The 15,826-nt window shown below is 61.7% G+C and carries 18 protein-coding genes; 5 read left to right on the forward strand and 13 right to left on the reverse strand.

Annotated features, from left to right (window positions below; translation table 11 throughout):
- Positions 1-2: 2 nt before the first annotated feature.
- The 6 genes from VHO05_RS04670 to VHO05_RS04695 all read right to left on the reverse strand — a co-directional run bounded on the left by VHO05_RS04670 (position 3) and on the right by VHO05_RS04695 (position 4,501).
- A complete protein-coding gene (locus tag VHO05_RS04670; RefSeq protein ID WP_329645459.1) occupies positions 3-932 on the reverse strand; it encodes a 3-hydroxybutyryl-CoA dehydrogenase in 930 nt (309 codons plus the stop codon).
- 35 nt (positions 933-967) lie between these two features.
- Entirely contained in the window at positions 968-1,912 is a 945-nt protein-coding gene (locus VHO05_RS04675) for an electron transfer flavoprotein subunit alpha/FixB family protein (RefSeq protein WP_329645460.1), read from the reverse strand.
- Positions 1,912-2,661 (reverse strand): electron transfer flavoprotein subunit beta/FixA family protein, encoded by a 750-nt coding sequence (locus VHO05_RS04680; RefSeq protein ID WP_329645461.1) that lies wholly within the window; start codon positions 2,659-2,661, stop codon positions 1,912-1,914. The genes VHO05_RS04675 and VHO05_RS04680 overlap by 1 nt, the downstream gene beginning before the upstream one ends.
- Before the next feature lie 265 nt (positions 2,662-2,926).
- Complete coding sequence (locus VHO05_RS04685) at positions 2,927-3,628, reverse strand: rhomboid family intramembrane serine protease (protein ID WP_329645462.1); 702 nt, start codon at positions 3,626-3,628, stop codon at positions 2,927-2,929.
- Positions 3,629-3,660: 32 nt separating this feature from the next.
- Complete coding sequence (locus VHO05_RS04690) at positions 3,661-4,239, reverse strand: cob(I)yrinic acid a,c-diamide adenosyltransferase (protein ID WP_329645463.1); 579 nt, start codon at positions 4,237-4,239, stop codon at positions 3,661-3,663.
- A 70-nt stretch (positions 4,240-4,309) separates the two neighbouring features.
- Positions 4,310-4,501, reverse strand: coding sequence for a twin transmembrane helix small protein (locus VHO05_RS04695; protein WP_329645464.1), 192 nt, complete (start codon positions 4,499-4,501; stop codon positions 4,310-4,312).
- Positions 4,502-5,011: 510 nt separating this feature from the next.
- On the opposite strand from VHO05_RS04695, the gene VHO05_RS04700 reads away from it, so the two are divergent.
- The 5 genes from VHO05_RS04700 to VHO05_RS04720 all read left to right on the forward strand — a co-directional run bounded on the left by VHO05_RS04700 (position 5,012) and on the right by VHO05_RS04720 (position 9,826).
- On the forward strand, positions 5,012-6,484 hold the full coding sequence (locus tag VHO05_RS04700) for a murein hydrolase activator EnvC family protein (protein ID WP_329645465.1): 1,473 nt from the start codon (positions 5,012-5,014) through the stop codon (positions 6,482-6,484).
- Positions 6,484-7,938 (forward strand): S41 family peptidase, encoded by a 1,455-nt coding sequence (locus VHO05_RS04705; RefSeq protein WP_329645466.1) that lies wholly within the window; start codon positions 6,484-6,486, stop codon positions 7,936-7,938. Before VHO05_RS04700 ends, VHO05_RS04705 begins: the two co-directional genes overlap by 1 nt.
- A gap of 97 nt (positions 7,939-8,035) precedes the next feature.
- Positions 8,036-8,563, forward strand: a complete 528-nt coding sequence (locus VHO05_RS04710) for an RNA pyrophosphohydrolase (RefSeq protein WP_329645467.1) — start codon at positions 8,036-8,038, stop codon at positions 8,561-8,563.
- 133 nt (positions 8,564-8,696) lie between these two features.
- Positions 8,697-9,218 carry an RNA pyrophosphohydrolase gene (locus VHO05_RS04715; RefSeq protein ID WP_329645468.1) on the forward strand — a complete coding sequence of 174 codons (522 nt, stop codon included), beginning with the start codon at positions 8,697-8,699 and terminating at the stop codon, positions 9,216-9,218.
- Between the two features lie 65 nt (positions 9,219-9,283).
- Complete coding sequence (locus VHO05_RS04720) at positions 9,284-9,826, forward strand: ester cyclase (protein ID WP_329645469.1); 543 nt, start codon at positions 9,284-9,286, stop codon at positions 9,824-9,826.
- Positions 9,827-9,899: 73 nt separating this feature from the next.
- Here VHO05_RS04720 and VHO05_RS04725 read toward each other — a convergent pair whose 3' ends face one another.
- The 7 genes from VHO05_RS04725 to VHO05_RS04755 form a co-directional block, all read right to left on the reverse strand.
- Positions 9,900-10,289 carry a F0F1 ATP synthase subunit epsilon gene (locus VHO05_RS04725; RefSeq protein WP_329645470.1) on the reverse strand — a complete coding sequence of 130 codons (390 nt, stop codon included), beginning with the start codon at positions 10,287-10,289 and terminating at the stop codon, positions 9,900-9,902.
- Positions 10,290-10,357: 68 nt separating this feature from the next.
- A complete protein-coding gene (locus VHO05_RS04730; RefSeq protein ID WP_329645471.1) occupies positions 10,358-10,600 on the reverse strand; it encodes a hypothetical protein in 243 nt (80 codons plus the stop codon).
- A 61-nt stretch (positions 10,601-10,661) separates the two neighbouring features.
- The gene (gene atpD, locus VHO05_RS04735) at positions 10,662-12,095 is read right to left on the reverse strand and encodes a F0F1 ATP synthase subunit beta (protein ID WP_329645472.1); all 1,434 of its coding nucleotides are present in this window, start codon (positions 12,093-12,095) and stop codon (positions 10,662-10,664) included.
- A gap of 22 nt (positions 12,096-12,117) precedes the next feature.
- Positions 12,118-12,519, reverse strand: coding sequence for an organic hydroperoxide resistance protein (locus VHO05_RS04740; protein WP_329645473.1), 402 nt, complete (start codon positions 12,517-12,519; stop codon positions 12,118-12,120).
- 21 nt (positions 12,520-12,540) lie between these two features.
- Positions 12,541-13,428 (reverse strand): F0F1 ATP synthase subunit gamma, encoded by an 888-nt coding sequence (locus VHO05_RS04745; RefSeq protein ID WP_329645474.1) that lies wholly within the window; start codon positions 13,426-13,428, stop codon positions 12,541-12,543.
- 97 nt (positions 13,429-13,525) lie between these two features.
- The gene (gene atpA, locus VHO05_RS04750; RefSeq protein WP_329645475.1) at positions 13,526-15,055 is read right to left on the reverse strand and encodes a F0F1 ATP synthase subunit alpha; all 1,530 of its coding nucleotides are present in this window, start codon (positions 15,053-15,055) and stop codon (positions 13,526-13,528) included.
- A gap of 120 nt (positions 15,056-15,175) precedes the next feature.
- Positions 15,176-15,736: a F0F1 ATP synthase subunit delta gene (locus tag VHO05_RS04755; protein ID WP_329645476.1), complete on the reverse strand. Its 561-nt coding sequence runs from the start codon at positions 15,734-15,736 to the stop codon at positions 15,176-15,178.
- Positions 15,737-15,826: the final 90 nt, after the last annotated feature.

Genomic DNA, 15,826 nt, shown 5'->3' on the forward strand with positions numbered 1-15,826 from the left:
GACTAGCGCGTCGGAACAGGCTTCTCGCCGCGATAGTCATAGAAGCCGCGGTTCGTCTTGCGGCCGAGCCAGCCAGCCTCGACATACTTCACGAGCAGCGGACACGGCCGATACTTGGAGTCCGAAAGGCCTTCGTAGAGAACCTGCATGACCGCAAGACAGGTATCGAGGCCGATGAAATCCGCGAGTTCGAGCGGTCCCATCGGATGATGAGCACCGAGCCGCATCGCTTTGTCGATCCCCTCGACCGTACCGACACCCTCGTAGAGCGTGTAGACAGCTTCATTGATCATCGGCAGCAGGATGCGATTGACGATGAAGGCCGGGAAGTCTTCGGAAACAGCCGTCGTCTTGCCAAGGCTTTCGACGAAGGCCCGCGCCACGCCGAACACTTGATCATCGGTCGCGATGCCGCGGATCAGTTCGACGAGCTCCATCAACGGCACCGGATTCATGAAGTGCATGCCGATGAAGTGCTCGGGCCGGTCGGTCGTCGACGCAAGTCGCGTGATCGACAGCGATGACGTGTTGGTGGCCAGCAACGCCGAAGGTTTCAACTTCGGACACAGCTCCTGGAAAATGCGCCGCTTGGTCGCTTCGTCCTCTGTCGCCGCCTCGATAACCATGTCGCACATTGCAAAGGCGTCGAGGTTGGGCGCGACCTTGATGCGCGAAAGAGCCGACTTCATGTCGGCTTCGTTGACGACGCCCTTGGCGACTTGGCGTCCCATGTTCTTCTCGATGGTCGCCAGCGCGTGATCGACGGCCTCCTTACGGACGTCGTTCAAAAGCACATCGTACTTTCCGAGCGCGATCACATGGGCGATGCCGCTGCCCATCTGGCCGGCACCGATGATGCCGACCTGCTTGATCTCCGGGGCCGGACGATTGGCGGATTTAGCCTTGGCTTCGGATTTCACTGCAACATCCATGGTGAATGTCCTTCTTGTCCCGGCCCGGCCATTTATTAAAGTCCGGCTTTGCCAAGTTCAGCGTCAAGTTCCGGCAAAGCTTGGAAGAGATCGGCCACGAGACCATAATCGGCGACCTGGAAAATCGGCGCTTCCGCATCTTTGTTGATGGCAACGATAACCTTCGAGTCCTTCATGCCCGCGAGGTGCTGAATGGCTCCCGAGATACCGACCGCCACATAGAGGTCGGGCGCAACCACCTTGCCCGTCTGACCGACCTGCAGATCGTTGGGCACGAACCCGGCATCGACAGCGGCACGCGAAGCGCCCATCGCCGCACCGAGGCGCTCCGCCACGGGCTCGATGTACGTCTTGAAGTTCTCGCCATTGCCCATGCCGCGGCCGCCCGAGATGACAATCTTCGCTGCGGTCAGTTCGGGCCGGTCGGACTTGGTGAGCTCTGCGCCGACAAACGAAGAGATGCCGACAGCCTGAGCTGCTGAAACGCTCTCGATCGGCGCTGAGCCGCCGTCCGGCTGCGCAGCGAAGGCCGCCGTGCGGACGGTGATCACCTTCTTTGCCTCGGGCGACTGCACGGTCTGAATGGCATTGCCCGCATAGATGGGACGCTCAAACGTATCGGGCGAGACAACCTTGATGATGTCCGAGATCTGCATCACGTCGAGCAATGCAGCGACACGCGGCAGGGTGTTCTTTCCGGCTGCTGTCGCAGGCGCAATGATCGTATCGTAGTTGCCGGCGAGCGAGACAACGGTCGCGGCGACTTCCTCGGCGAGCCCATTGGCAAGTTGCGGAGCGTCTGCGACCAGAACCTTCGCAACGCCGGACAGCTTGCTCGCGGCATCTGCAGCCGGACCGCATGACTGGCCAGCGACGAGCACGTGCACATCGCCGCCGATTTCCTTTGCGGCCGTCAGCGCCTTTGCGGTTGCAACGTTGAGCGTCGAGTTGTTGTGCTCAGCAATAAGAAGAATGGCCATCAGATCACCCCCGCCTCGGTCTTGAGACGGCGCACGAGCTCCGCCACATCGGCTACTTTAACGCCGCCCTTGCGCACCGGCGGTTCTGCCGTCTTGACCACTTTGAGACGCGGACTGACATCGACTCCGAAGTCCGTAGGCTTCTTAACGTCGAGGGGCTTCTTCTTCGCCTTCATGATGTTGGGCAGCGACGGATAGCGCGGCTCGTTGAGACGCAGGTCCGTGGTGACCACGGCCGGCAGATTGAGCTTCACCGTCTCGAGACCGCCGTCGACTTCGCGCGTGACCTGCACGGCGGCGCCCTCAGGAGCGACCTTGGACGCGAACGTCCCTTGTGGCCAGCCGAGCAACGCTGCGAGCATCTGGCCCGTCTGGTTGCAATCGTCATCGATAGCCTGCTTGCCGAGCACGACGAGATCAGGTTTCTCCTGTTCCACGACCGCTTTGAGAAGCTTGGCAACAGCAAGAGGCTCGACTTCGTCTGCCGTCTCGATGAGGAGCGCACGGTCTGCGCCGATCGCGAGGGCCGTACGCAGCGTCTCTTGAGACTTTGTGGTGCCGATCGATACGGCAACAACTTCGGTAGCCGGATCTTTTTCCTTGAGACGGACGGCCTCCTCGACAGCAATTTCGTCGAAGGGGTTCATGCTCATTTTGACGTTGGCCAGCTCGATCCCCGAACCATCCGCCTTGACGCGGATCTTGACCGCATAGTCAACGACGCGCTTCACCGCGACGAGTATCTTCATGATGCGCGGCGCTCCCCGGTGCACTGCCTTGTTATGTTCATTGTTGTCCTGGTTTGTGACGTCCCGAAATTTGCCCGCAGGAGACCAAAGTCGCGCCCCGAATGCGCCGCCCGTCTCCCTTCCATGTCATCTGAGCCAACTGCATGGCACGTGACACTCGAGCCCTTCGCAAGTGCGAGAGCCGAAATTACGAGCCGTCCGAGTGCAAGTCAATGCGGGCAACCGCACCCTCCCCCCGTTTGGAGCAGGCCGACCCACGCGGAATTCAACTCCCGTACCCCAGCCCCCGATCGAAGAGGGGCACACCTGGTCGACGCAGGAACAGGACCAGAACGGCGCCTGCGATCAGCCCCCCGATGTGCGCCCACCAAGCCACCGGCCCCATCTGGGGCAGAAAGACCATGACGACCTGGATGAGAATCCAGACGCCCAGCGCAAAGGCGGCCGAAATCCGGAGCGGGATGGCCTTGAGGGCCAGCACCCACACCCGGACGCGGGGATGCAGCATGAGATAGGCCGCGATCACGCCGGCCACCGCGCCGCTGGCCCCGATGAGCGGAACATCTGATGACGGATCGATCCAGGCATGGACGAGACCGGCAAACACCCCGCACGCGAGATAAAAGATCAAGAACCGGAAGTGCCCCATCGCATCTTCGACATTGTCGCCGAACACCCAGAGGAAGAGCATGTTGCCCGCGAGATGCAAGATATCGCCGTGGAAGAACATGTAGGTGAGGAGTGTCAGCTGCTCGGGATAGGCGGGACCGGTTGCATCGACCGGAATTGGCAGCAGGCTGGTGTCGAACAACTCTTTGGGGATGATCGCAAAGCTGGCAATAGCGACCTCGTCGAGACGCACCGTCTCGAAGAAGTAGACAACGATATTGACCACGATCAACGCCAGGGTAATCCACTGAAACCGGATTGATTTCAGCGTATTTTCGTCATGCAGCGGCACGAACATGCCATTCCCCCCAGGTTCGATCTTCCCCCATATCAGCGGTTCTGCCCTGGAACCCACAGGACATCGCTCTTGCCACGATCATTGACGTAGCGTCCGGCAACAAAAAGGAAATCCGACAAACGATTGATATACTTGAGCGCAGCTGCACTCACCGGCTCGTTGTCCTGGGCTGCAAGGGCCACCATGTCGCGCTCGGCGCGGCGGCACACCGTACGCGCCACGTGAAGCGCTGCCGATGCCGGGGACCCGCCCGGAAGAACGAAAGACTTGAGCGGCTTCAGCTCGGAGTTCATTTCGTCGATTTCTGTCTCGAGCCGCGCCACCTGATCGTCTGAGACCCGCAGCGGCTCGAACTCCGGTTTCTTTCCACGATCCGGCACGCACAGATCCGCCCCGAGATCGAAGAGGTCATTCTGAATCCGCGCCAGCTTGGCATCGACGCCCGAGTGTCCGCCCAGGTGGATCCGTGCCATGCCGATGGCCGCGTTGGTCTCATCGACCGTCCCGTACGCCGTAATTCGGAGCGCATCTTTCCTCACGCGCTCGCCCGTGCCGAGCCCTGTCGTCCCGGCGTCGCCCGTCTTGGTATAGATCTTGTTGAGTTTGACCATCTCACCCCCGCGTCAGCACGCACCCTAGAGCCGGTTGGAACGAGACGCGAGCCCCGCCGGCACGGTCGGGTCACATATGCTGAACGTAGGCGTAAGCCACAAGCAACACGATGGCGAGAGCCTGCAGTCCAACGCGCCAACGCATCAGCTTCTGGCTGAGGTTCGGGCTCTGGCCACGCATCATGACCCACAGGCCGGCGAGGAGCACCAAAACGACGGCGAGCATCGTCCCGGTCGACAGGTAGTGCAACGAAGTTTCCATTGGCATTCGGCCTTGAGTTTGAAGAGCTGAGTCTTTGAAAATATAGGATCTACGGGGTGGAATACCACGACGCAGCTGTCCCGGCGACCATAGCTCCCGCGACAGAGTGTGAGGTCCTACGCGTTTCGTAACCTTCGTGCCCTAATTCTAACCACTTATCGAGGCGTGGTACGTACGGAGCGCCGCTCGCGCCGCAACGCCAGCCGTGGACGAATGTGGAGAGCCGGCGCCGGATCCTTGGGTTCCGCCGCGGACGTGGCATAAGGGACTCCAGGTTGCAATGCGCGCCGCGGGGACGGAACGCTGAACGTCCAGCGCCGGGAGCGAACGGCAAACGAGGGAGGATGGACCGCAAGTCTGCGTCCATCAAGATCCTGGAGTGATTGAGAGAATGACGAAGCGGGTCGGGGGTGCGGTGTCCGGCGTAAGACGTGGCAGTCGGGCCAGATGGGCGAGGGTGTGAGTCGAACCACAACATCCAATGCTAATGATCGCAGACGGGCGCGCCTCTTGGCGGCGGCGCTCGTGATTGCGGCTGCGGCATCGACTTCGTCCGGTGGCCCCCCTGCGCTGGCCCAGCAGGCCCGCGCGAATACTCCGCAATCAGCCGATGAAGCAGCCAACAAGCTGCAGCAAGAGCGGGACGCACTCGCCGCTAAAGAAACACGCAGCCAAGAGCTGCAAAAGGATATGGCCAGCATCGCCGACGAGCGCCGCGAGATCAATGCGCGCCTCGTCGAGACTGCTGCGCTCGTGCAAAAGAGCGAAGAACAGATGACCGCGATCGAAACGCGGCTCGCTGGTCTTGATAAGCAGGAACGGGATCTCCGCGGATCCCTCGCGAAAGAGCACGCAAAAATCTCGGGAATTCTGGCCGCCCTTCAACGCATGGGCCGCAACCCGCCCCCGGTCATCATTACGCGCCGCGAAGACGCCCTTCAGATGGTGCGCAGCGCCATGTTGCTCGGAGTTGCCTTTCCCGGCCTGAGGAAGGAGGCGCAGGAACTCTCCGGCAAACTCACCGAGCTGGTTGGCATCATGACCAGCATCCGCCGCGAAGGAGACAACCTCCGGGCCGAGCGCGAGCGGCTGAACACCACCCAGACGCGACTTGCGAGCCTGCTCGAAACCAAGAAGCAATCGCTCGCCGACCGCCAGGTGGAGCTGAAGCAGGTTCGCGATGCCACCGCGGAGATCTCGAAAAACGTAACGGATTTGAGCGAGCTCATCGCCAAGCTGAGTCAACAGGTGAACACCACGCCTGCGGCAGCACCGGTCGAGCAACCCAAGGAGGAGGTCGTAGCGGTCCTTCCGCCGGCCGCGACGGCCGCACCGATTGCGGGCGCCGAGCCGGTTGCCGTCAAAGCCTCTCCGGTCGCCGTCACCCCGCAACGGACGGAGGAAGTGGCCATGCTGACGCCCTCCGCCACGCCTCGGGAAACTCCACCCTCCATCGTCGAGCTTGCGCCCGCCACCACGGCCCTAGGCTCTGGAAAACCGGATAGAATTGCGCCAGCCGTGCCGTTTCAGCTTGCAAAAGGAAAACTCCTGATGCCGGCGCGCGGCCGCCGGGCCTTGGGTTTCGGCGAAAAAACACAATATGGTGGCACGTCAAAGGGTCTCGTGCTCGAAACCCGCTACGGAGCACGGGTGACGTCGCCGTGTGACGGGTGGGTTGTCTACGCTGGAGAATTCCGCAGCTACGGGCAACTCTTGATCATCAACGCCGGCGGCGGATATCATGTTCTTATTGCCGGACTGTCGCAGATGGACGTGGGACCGGGCCAGTTCGTCCTGGCTGCCGAACCGATCGGAACAATGAGTGGCGCGCCGCGAACAGCACAATTGGCATCCGATAGGGCGGGGACTGGCCAGTCGCCACCATCTGGCGCGCCAGTTCTCTACATTGAATTCCGTAAGGACGGGCAACCCATAAACTCCGATCCGTGGTGGGTCGCTTCTCATGAGAAGGTACAGGAATAATGCGCAAGACCGACTTCGTGTTCTGGACATTTCTGACGATGACGGGGCTCGCTGGCGCCACGACCGTGCTGAACGTGACGCAGACCTATTCGGCGAATTCGCCCAATTCGGAGCTCTACCGGCAGCTTGATCTGTTCGGCGACGTGTTCGAACGGGTTCGCTCCGATTACGTCGAGAAGCCCGACGACACCATGCTGATCGAGTCCGCGATCAACGGCATGCTGGCGGCTCTCGATCCCCACTCGTCCTATATGAGCCCGAAGAACTACCGCGACATGCAGGTGCAGACCCGCGGCGAGTTCGGCGGTCTCGGCATCGAGGTCACGATGGAGAACGGCGTCGTCAAGGTGGTTTCGCCCATCGACGATACGCCGGCCTCGAAAGCTGGTATCCAGGCCAACGACCTCATCACGCATCTGGACAACGAGCAGATCTCGGGCCTGACCCTCGAGCAGGCCGTCGAGAAGATGCGCGGCCCGGTAAATACTCCGATCACACTGACCGTCGTCCGCAAGGGCAAGGACGAGGCCTTCGACGTCAAGATCGTCCGCGATTTCATCCGCATCAACGCGGTGAAGGCACGCGTCGAAGACGACATCGCCTACGTCAAAGTGACGACCTTCAACGAGCAGACCCACGCCAACCTGGTGAAGGCGATGGATAGCATGAAGAAGGAGATCGGGCCCAAGCTCAAAGGCATCATCATCGACCTGCGCAACAACCCCGGCGGTCTGCTCGATCAGGCCATCGCCGTCTCCGACGACTTCCTCGACAAGGGCGCCATCGTTCTGACCAAGGGGCGCAACAACGAGGAAACACAACGCGCTCAGGCTCGCCCGGGCGACACTGCTGACGGCAAACCGATCGTGATCCTGATCAACGGCGGCTCGGCCTCGGCCTCGGAAATCGTCGCCGGTGCCCTCAAGGACCACAAGCGCGCGACCATCATCGGCACGCGCTCGTTCGGCAAGGGCTCGGTGCAGACCATCATCCCGCTCGGCGCAAACGGCGCGATCCGGTTGACCACGGCCCGTTACTACACGCCGTCCAACCGCTCGATCCAGGCCAAGGGCATCGATCCGGATATCGTCATCGAGCAGGAGCTGCCCGATGAGCTGAAGAGCAAGTCGCCTGAGAAGCCCCGCGGCGAGGCCAGTCTGCGTGGCCACTTGAGGGGTGAGAACGAGAAGGCCGCCGGCGACACCAGCAAAGCTGCCGAACCGGCCAAAGAGGGCGAACAGCCGGCAGACGCCAACAAGGAAGAGCCGAAGGAAGAACCAAAGGAAGAGTCTGGCTCGTCGGCCTACGTGCCGAAGGAGCCGGAGAAGGACACTCAGCTCCAGTATGCGCTGAGCTTCCTCCGCGGCACGGCGACCGGCGAGAACATCGCCAAGCCAGCGGTCCAACCGCCGTCCAATTCGACCACGGCGGAAAAGAACCCCGTCCCGAACTGAGGACCGGACCAGGACCTTTGACCTGATCGTTGCGATGGGCGCTGAACAGGCGCCCATCACTTTTTGTGAACAGCCTGCAAACCGAGAAGCCCGTCCCATGAGCCATTCTGTCGACCCTGCCACACTAGGCTACCGCCCCTGCGTCGGGATCATGGTCCTGAACCAGGTGGGACGGATCTGGGTCGGTCAGCGCGCCGACACCCCGGGTGATGCCGAAGGTCGTGGGACCTGGTGGCAGATGCCGCAAGGCGGCATCGACGAGAACGAAGACCCGAGCAAGGCGGCCCTCCGCGAGCTGCGCGAGGAAACCGCGATTAGGTCCGTTGAAATAATTAGCGAAACGCCTGACTGGCTGTACTACGACCTGCCGCCTCATCTGATCGGCAAGGCCTGGGGCGGCCGCTATCGCGGACAGCGCCAAAAATGGTTCGCCGTGCGGTTCCTCGGCGAAGATTCGGAGATTGATCTGGGCGTCCCGGGAACCCCGAACGCGGAGTTCATCGCCTGGCGCTGGTGCCAGCCGGAAGATCTCGCGGCGGCTATCGTCCCCTTCAAGCGGGATGTGTACGTCGAGGTCTTGCGGATCTTCCAGCCGCTTTTGGCAAACAAAAGCACGCGTCCCTAGGCATCCAACGATATTCCTCGCGGGACAGACGAGGCGTCAAAAAGCCGTTATTTTCAGGCGTAAGATATTGATTTGATTCGGTCCGCTTCTGCGCGAGGATCGCGTCTCGGCCACGTACCTGATCGGTCGCCTCATGAACCACGCAACTTTGACATCCGGTGCCACGCCCCTCGATCTGCCCTACCGGCAGTGCGTCGGCATTATGCTCCTGAACAAGGATGGCCGCGTCTGGACCGGCCGCCGCCTGCCCAAGTGGACCGGCGATAAATCCGCATACATCTGGCAGATGCCGCAAGGCGGCCTGCTCAAGGGCGAAGACCCGGTCGAAGCAGCCTACCGGGAGCTGAGGGAGGAAACGGGCATCACGAGCGCCGACATCGTCGCCGAGATTCCCGAATGGCTGAGCTATGACCTACCCGAGCCCTTGCTGGGTGTCGCCCTCAAGGGCAAGTACCGCGGCCAGCGCCAAAAATGGTTTGCAATGCGGTTCTGGGGAGATGACAGCGAAATCGATATCCGCCCCCGCAGCGGCAAAGCCGAATTCGACCGGTGGAGCTGGCGCGACATGGCAGAGCTTCCCGAGCTCATCGTGCCTTTCAAGCGGCACGTTTACCAAACCATCGTCGAGAGATTTGCTTATCTCGCGCAAAACTGAAATGAAAGCACTCCGCCCGCCACCCTTTCTTGCGGCGCCTCCCCGCCAGTAGCAGAGTCCTTTCTATGTCGACACGCACTTTGACGAGAACGCTGCCGCCCTTCAATGATGGCGCCGACTACCAGTCTGGACAGGCGTTTGATGCGGAAGAGTACAATCGCATTAAGGAACTTTGGCTGGACCACATCGCAGCGGAACACCGTGGCGATATCCCCGGGCTTCTCGCCACCCTGACCGAGGATTGCGTCTACACGATCCTGAACAACGGCAAGATCTGGCACGGCCACGAAGGCGCGGCCAAATTCTACGACGGATTTCTCAAAGCGTTCCCGGAGAACTGCTTCTCGGTGGTCAACGTCTTCGTGGGCCCCCAGGGCGTCGTCGAGGAAGCCCACTTCAACGGCGTCCATCATGGCGACCTGATGGGTCTGCCCTCGACCGGACAGCCGATCGAGTTCGACGTCGTGTTGCTGTTCCCCTGGGACCCGGTGAAGAAGAAGTTCAAGGGCGAGCGCATTTACTTTGCAATCGAGCACAACCTGCTCGCCAACGTCGGCCAGCTTCTGCGTCGCATGGGCCGCAAGCTCGACATGGCCGAGCAGAAGTAAGCCCTTGCCATCCATCCAATAAAAAAGCGCCCGCGAAACGGGCGCTTTTTTGTTTCTCTCGATGGACCGCCGCTTAGCCCTTGAGGGCCGACAGCGTCGCGATCGCCTGATTGGCGGTAAGACGTTGCTCGTCGGTCTTGGCTTGAGCCAGTTCCGTCTCTGCAGTCGAAAGCTCGACAGCGATCGCTGCGCTGCTCAACTCCGCAACGTCGACCGCCTTCTCAGCGAGCACCGTCAGCCGGTCCGGCTCAACCTGCGCGAAAGCCTGGCGCACATAGATGCGCGACTTCGCACCGTTGAGCACAACGTCGATTACACCCGGGCGCAATGTCGAGATCAGCGGCGAATGACCAGGAAGAATGGTCATGTCGCCCTCGGCGCCCGGCAAAAGCACCTGCTCGGCTTCTCCAGCGAGAAGAACCTTTTCCGGGCTGACCAGCTCGAAAGTGAACGTCTGAGCCATCGACTTCCTGTCCTCAATTCCTCACCTGACCAATGCCGGCGAGATCGCCGGTTGGCCTGCGGTGCGCATCACGCGTCGTCTTCGTCGCCGGTCTTGGCCTTGACCTCATCCGGGGTCTGCAGGCCCTTGCCGCAGAACGGGCAGAAGAAGACCGGGTGGTCGACCATGCCGGGTTCTTCGTCCTCAAGCTCGACGAGCCCGACAGACATGTAGAGAACGCCATCGTCGCCGACTGTGATAAGCGGCTCGAACTCCTCGCCACTCATTGCGTCCTTTAGCTCGTCACAGCATGAGCCGAATTTATCAGCCATTTGATCTCCCGGCCCGCCACCGCTCGGGGGGCCTCACAAACGGTTTCTAGTCTCTCGTTTTTTAGGCAGCCTCGGCCAGCTTCTCGGCCTTGGCGATGGCTTCGTCCATCGAACCCACCATGTAGAATGCCGGTTCCGGCAGATGATCGTAGTCGCCGTCGCAAAGACCCTTGAAGCCCTTGATCGTGTCGGCGAGCGACACGAGCTTGCCAGGCGAGCCCGTGAACACTTCTGCGACCGTGAACGGCTGCGACATGAAGCGCTCGATCTTGCGGGCGCGAGCAACCGTGAGCTTGTCCTCTTCCGAGAGCTCGTCCATGCCGAGAATGGCGATGATGTCCTGGAGCGCCTTGTAGCGCTGAAGGATCGACTGCACGCGGCGTGCGACCTGATAGTGCTCCTCGCCGACGATGCGCGGATCGAGCATACGCGACGTGGAGTCGAGCGGGTCGACGGCCGGGTAGATGCCCTTTTCGGCAATCGCGCGCGACAACACCGTGGTCGCGTCGAGATGCGCGAACGACGCTGCAGGCGCCGGGTCGGTCAAGTCGTCGGCCGGAACGTAAATGGCCTGAACCGAGGTGATCGAGCCCTTCTGGGTCGTGGTGATGCGCTCCTGGAGAGCACCCATGTCGGTCGCAAGCGTCGGCTGATAACCGACCGCCGAAGGAATACGGCCGAGCAGTGCCGACACTTCCGAGCCTGCCTGCGTGAAGCGGAAAATGTTGTCGACGAAGAAGAGAACGTCCTGGCCCTTGTCGCGGAAGTCCTCGGCGACGGTGAGGCCCGAGAGCGCGACGCGCATACGAGCACCCGGCGGCTCGTTCATCTGGCCGTACACGAGGGCGCACTTGGAGCCCTTCGTCGAACCGTTGTTCTTCTTCGGGTCGATGTTGACCTTAGACTCGATCATCTCGTGATAAAGGTCGTTGCCCTCACGCGTACGCTCGCCGACGCCCGCGAACACGGAGTAGCCGCCGTGTGCCTTCGCGATGTTGTTGATGAGCTCCATGATGAGAACGGTCTTGCCGACGCCGGCGCCGCCGAACAGGCCGATCTTGCCGCCCTTGGCATAGGGAGCCAAGAGGTCGACGACCTTGATGCCCGTCACGAGGATCTGCGCTTCTGTCGCCTGATCGGCGAAGGTCGGCGCGGGCTGGTGAATGGCGCGAACCGCGTTGGTGTTTACGGGGCCGGCTTCGTCCACCGGCTCGCCGATGACGTTGATGATGCGGCCCAGCGTCTCCTCGCCGACCGGCACCGAGATCGGCGCGCCCGTATCGGAAACTTCCTGGCCGCGAACGAGGCCTTCGGTGGAGTCCATGGCGATGGTGCGAACCGTGTTCTCGCCGAGGTGCTGCGCGACCTCGAGAACGAGGCGGTTGCCGTGGTTCTTGGTCTCGAGCGAGTTCAAAATCTCAGGCAGATGATCGTCGAACTGCACGTCGACGACTGCGCCCATAACCTGGCGAACCTTACCAACCTTGCTTGCCATTTTCCTCTCCAGTCAAATTTGCCTAGGCGACAGTCAGCGTCACGGGGATGTTGCCGCGCGTCGCCTTCGAATACGGACAGATCGTGTGCGCTTCGTCGACGAGGGCCTTGAGTGCGGCCGGATCTGCGCCGGGAAGCGAAACCTTGAGATCGACGGCGAGCGAGAAGCCGTCGGTCGTGTTGAGCGTCACATCGCACGTCACCTTGGCAGCCTGGCCGTCAAGGCCATGCTTCTTGGCGAGCACGAGGATGGCCTGGCCGAAGCACGACGAATAACCGAGTGCGAAAAGCTGCTCCGGATTGTGTCCCTCGCCCGAGCCGCCGAGATCCTTCGGCAGCGCCATTGCGAGCGCAAGCTTGCCGCCTTCGAGGATCGAGCGGCCGTCGCGGCCACCTTTCGTCGTTGCTGTCGTCTTGTAGGCCATCGTCTACTCCTCGACTCTGAACTAGAGCGCTTCCGCGCCCGAGATGATTTCGATGAGTTCCTTCGTGATGTTTGCCTGACGCTGGCGGTTGTACTTCACCGTCAGCTTGTTGATCATCTCGCCGGCGTTGCGTGTCGCGCTGTCCATGGCGCTCATGCGCGCGCCCTGCTCGGACGCTGCGTTCTCAAGCAGGCCGCGGAAGATCTGCGTCGCGATATTGCGGCCGAGCAGGTAGCCGAGGATCGCGTCCTCGTCGGGCTCATACTCGACGACCGACTGAGCGTCGTTGGCCTGTGTGGCCGCGGCGCCGGTCTCGGGAAGCTTCGCGGGGATGAGCTGCAGCGCGGTCGGCTTCTGCGCGATCACGCTCTTGAACTCCGAGAAGTAGAGCGTCGCGACGTCGAACTCGCCCGCATCGAACATCGCGAGCACCTTGTTCGCAACGTCCTCGGCGTTAGTGAACCCCAGCTGACGAATGCCCTTGAGCTCGATCCGCTCGACGATGTTACGGCCGAGATCGCGACGCAGGTTGTCCGCGCCCTTGCGGCCCACTGTCAGGATCTTCACCGTTTTGCCGGCAGCGAGAAGCTTGTTCGCATCGGCGCGAGCGAGCTTCGAGATGTTCGAGTTGAAGCCGCCGCAAAGGCCGCGCTCGGCCGTCATCACGATCAGGAGATGCGTCTGGTCCCGGCCCGTTCCGACCAGCAGCGGCGAAGCACCTTCGCGGCTCGCACGCTGGTTCAGCGCGGCAAGCACGGCGTCCATACGCTCAGCGTAGGGACGCGCGGCATGCGCAGCTTCCTGAGCGCGGCGCAGCTTAGCGGCGGCGACCATCTGCATGGCCTTGGTAATTTTCCGCGTCGCCTTGACGGACGAGATGCGGTTCCTGAGATCTTTTAAGCTCGGCATGGCGCCTTAGCTTCCTTGCTAGATCTGGCTTCCCTCCGCATCCCGGCCGAAGCGCTCGAGCGCTACACGCCGGGATCCGGAGCAGCAATGAGTGGACTTAGGCGACGAAGTTCTTGGCGAACGTGTCGAGGAAGCCGACGAGCTTCTTCTCGGTATCATCCGACATGGCCTTGTCTGCCGCGATGGCACTGAGAATAGACTTCTCGTCGCGGAGCGCCGTGAGAAGGCCAGCCTCGAACTTGCCGACGGCCGAGACCGGCAGCGGATCGAGATAGCCGCGGGTACCCGCGAAGATCACAGCGACCTGCTCTTCCATCTTGAGCGGCGAGAACTGCGGCTGCTTCAGAAGCTCCGTGAGACGTGCGCCGCGTGCGAGCAGCTTCTGCGTCGCTGCGTCGAGGTCCGAGCCGAACTGAGCGAACGCAGCCATTTCGCGGTACTGCGCGAGCTCGCCCTTGATCTTGCCGGCGACCTGCTTCATCGCCTTCGTCTGCGCCGACGAGCCGACGCGCGACACCGAGAGGCCGACGTTCACGGCCGGACGGATGCCCTGGTAGAAGAGGTCCGTCTCGAGGAAGATCTGGCCGTCGGTGATCGAAATCACGTTCGTCGGAATGTAGGCCGACACGTCGTTGGCCTGCGTCTCGATGACCGGAAGCGCCGTGAGCGAGCCCTTGCCGGCAGCGTCGCCGAGCTTTGCAGCGCGCTCGAGAAGACGAGAGTGGAGATAGAAAACGTCGCCCGGGTAGGCTTCGCGGCCCGGCGGGCGGCGGAGCAGGAGCGACATCTGACGGTAGGCGACGGCCTGCTTCGAGAGGTCGTCATAGGCGATAACAGCGTGCATGCCGTTGTCGCGGAAGTACTCGCCCATGGTGCAGCCCGTGAACGGGGCGAGGTACTGCATCGGAGCCGGGTCGGAAGCGGTCGCGGCGACGACGATCGAGTATTCGAGTGCACCACGCTCTTCGAGAACCTTCACGAACTGGGCGACAGTCGAGCGCTTCTGGCCAACGGCGACGTACACGCAGTAGAGCTTGGCGCCTTCGTCGTTGCCGGCGTTGATCGGCTTCTGGTTGAGGAACGTGTCGAGAATGATGGCGGTCTTGCCGGTCTGGCGGTCACCGATGATGAGCTCGCGCTGACCGCGGCCAATCGGGATCAGGGCGTCGACGGCCTTCAGGCCGGTTGCCATCGGCTCGTGCACCGACTTGCGGGGCAGAATGCCGGGCGCCTTGACGTCGACACGCATCTTCTTGTCGGACTTGATCGGGCCCTTGCCGTCGATCGGATTGCCGAGACCGTCGACAACGCGGCCGAGAAGACCCTTGCCGACCGGAACTTCCACGATGGCGCCGGTCCGCTTGACGGTGTCGCCTTCCTTGATGGTGCGGTCGTCACCGAATACGACGACGCCGACGTTGTCGGCTTCAAGGTTCAGAGCCATGCCACGGATGCCGCCGGGGAACTCGACCATCTCACCGGCCTGAACGTTGTCGAGGCCGTAGACGCGCGCAATGCCGTCGCCGACCGACAGCACCTGGCCAATTTCGGAAACCTCGGCTTCCTTGCCGAAATTCTTGATCTGATCTTTCAGGATCGAGGTGATCTCTGCAGCCCGGATGTCCATCACTTGACCTCGTCTCTTGGGGCGTTTTCTCTATGTATTTCTGACGTTGCGAACGAGCCAGCAGGCTCGCTCACGTTATTCGAAGGCAGGAAGCGCAGCGCCGGGCTAAAGGGCCCGGCGTCAGTTGCCTCCCTTGAGCGAAAGGCTGAGGTTCGAAAGCTTCGTCTTGATCGACGAATCGACCATGCGGCTACCGAGCTTGACGATCAAACCGCCAATCAAGGCCGAATCGACCTTCGTCGCCAGCTTCACATCCTTGCCGACGGTCGCTTTGAGCACCGCCTTGAGTTCCTCGGCCTGCGCATCCGTCAGCGGGTGTGCGCTCGAAACCTGAGCCGTCACCTCACCGCGTGATTTGGCGGCCAGCGCCTGGAATGCGCGAGCCATCTCAGGAGCCGAGAACAGGCGGCGATTGCGCGAGACGACATTGAAAAAATTCTTCGTGAGGTCGCTCACAGCAGCCTTGCTCAGCACACTGCCGAGCGCGCGGACCTGATCCTCCGCTGCGATCACAGGGCTTTTGACGAGCCGCTGAAGATCCGGGCTCATGTCGTAAAGTTGCTGGAATTTGACGAGATCCTGCTCGACCTCGGAAACCTTGTTCTGCTCGACAGCAAGATCGAACAAGGCCGTCGCATATCGGCCAGCCACACCGGCTACGATTGGTTCTTCTGTCGCCACGTCAAGAAATCTCGCGTGCTCAAGGGGTTGGAAGAGCCCCGCGGCCGAAGCCACAGCCCATTCATGAAGAGAGGTCGTGCAGGCGAATGG

It is taken from the genome of Hyphomicrobium sp., assembly GCF_036262015.1.
Classification (GTDB): Bacteria; Pseudomonadota; Alphaproteobacteria; order Rhizobiales; family Hyphomicrobiaceae; genus Hyphomicrobium_C.

Bases quoted from the DNA above. Each gene is read 5' to 3' on its own strand.
- VHO05_RS04670 (WP_329645459.1), bottom strand. From the start codon at position 932: ATGGATGTTGCAGTGAAATCCGAAGCCAAGGCTAAATCCGCCAATCGT.
- VHO05_RS04675 (WP_329645460.1), bottom strand. From the start codon at position 1,912: ATGGCCATTCTTCTTATTGCTGAGCACAACAACTCGACGCTCAACGTT.
- VHO05_RS04680 (WP_329645461.1), bottom strand. From the start codon at position 2,661: ATGAAGATACTCGTCGCGGTGAAGCGCGTCGTTGACTATGCGGTCAAG.
- VHO05_RS04685 (WP_329645462.1), bottom strand. From the start codon at position 3,628: ATGTTCGTGCCGCTGCATGACGAAAATACGCTGAAATCAATCCGGTTT.
- VHO05_RS04690 (WP_329645463.1), bottom strand. From the start codon at position 4,239: ATGGTCAAACTCAACAAGATCTATACCAAGACGGGCGACGCCGGGACG.
- VHO05_RS04695 (WP_329645464.1), bottom strand. From the start codon at position 4,501: ATGGAAACTTCGTTGCACTACCTGTCGACCGGGACGATGCTCGCCGTC.
- VHO05_RS04705 (WP_329645466.1), top strand. From the start codon at position 6,484: ATGCGCAAGACCGACTTCGTGTTCTGGACATTTCTGACGATGACGGGG.
- VHO05_RS04710 (WP_329645467.1), top strand. From the start codon at position 8,036: ATGAGCCATTCTGTCGACCCTGCCACACTAGGCTACCGCCCCTGCGTC.
- VHO05_RS04715 (WP_329645468.1), top strand. From the start codon at position 8,697: ATGAACCACGCAACTTTGACATCCGGTGCCACGCCCCTCGATCTGCCC.
- VHO05_RS04720 (WP_329645469.1), top strand. From the start codon at position 9,284: ATGTCGACACGCACTTTGACGAGAACGCTGCCGCCCTTCAATGATGGC.
- VHO05_RS04725 (WP_329645470.1), bottom strand. From the start codon at position 10,289: ATGGCTCAGACGTTCACTTTCGAGCTGGTCAGCCCGGAAAAGGTTCTT.
- VHO05_RS04730 (WP_329645471.1), bottom strand. From the start codon at position 10,600: ATGGCTGATAAATTCGGCTCATGCTGTGACGAGCTAAAGGACGCAATG.
- atpD (WP_329645472.1), bottom strand. From the start codon at position 12,095: ATGGCAAGCAAGGTTGGTAAGGTTCGCCAGGTTATGGGCGCAGTCGTC.
- VHO05_RS04740 (WP_329645473.1), bottom strand. From the start codon at position 12,519: ATGGCCTACAAGACGACAGCAACGACGAAAGGTGGCCGCGACGGCCGC.
- VHO05_RS04745 (WP_329645474.1), bottom strand. From the start codon at position 13,428: ATGCCGAGCTTAAAAGATCTCAGGAACCGCATCTCGTCCGTCAAGGCG.
- atpA (WP_329645475.1), bottom strand. From the start codon at position 15,055: ATGGACATCCGGGCTGCAGAGATCACCTCGATCCTGAAAGATCAGATC.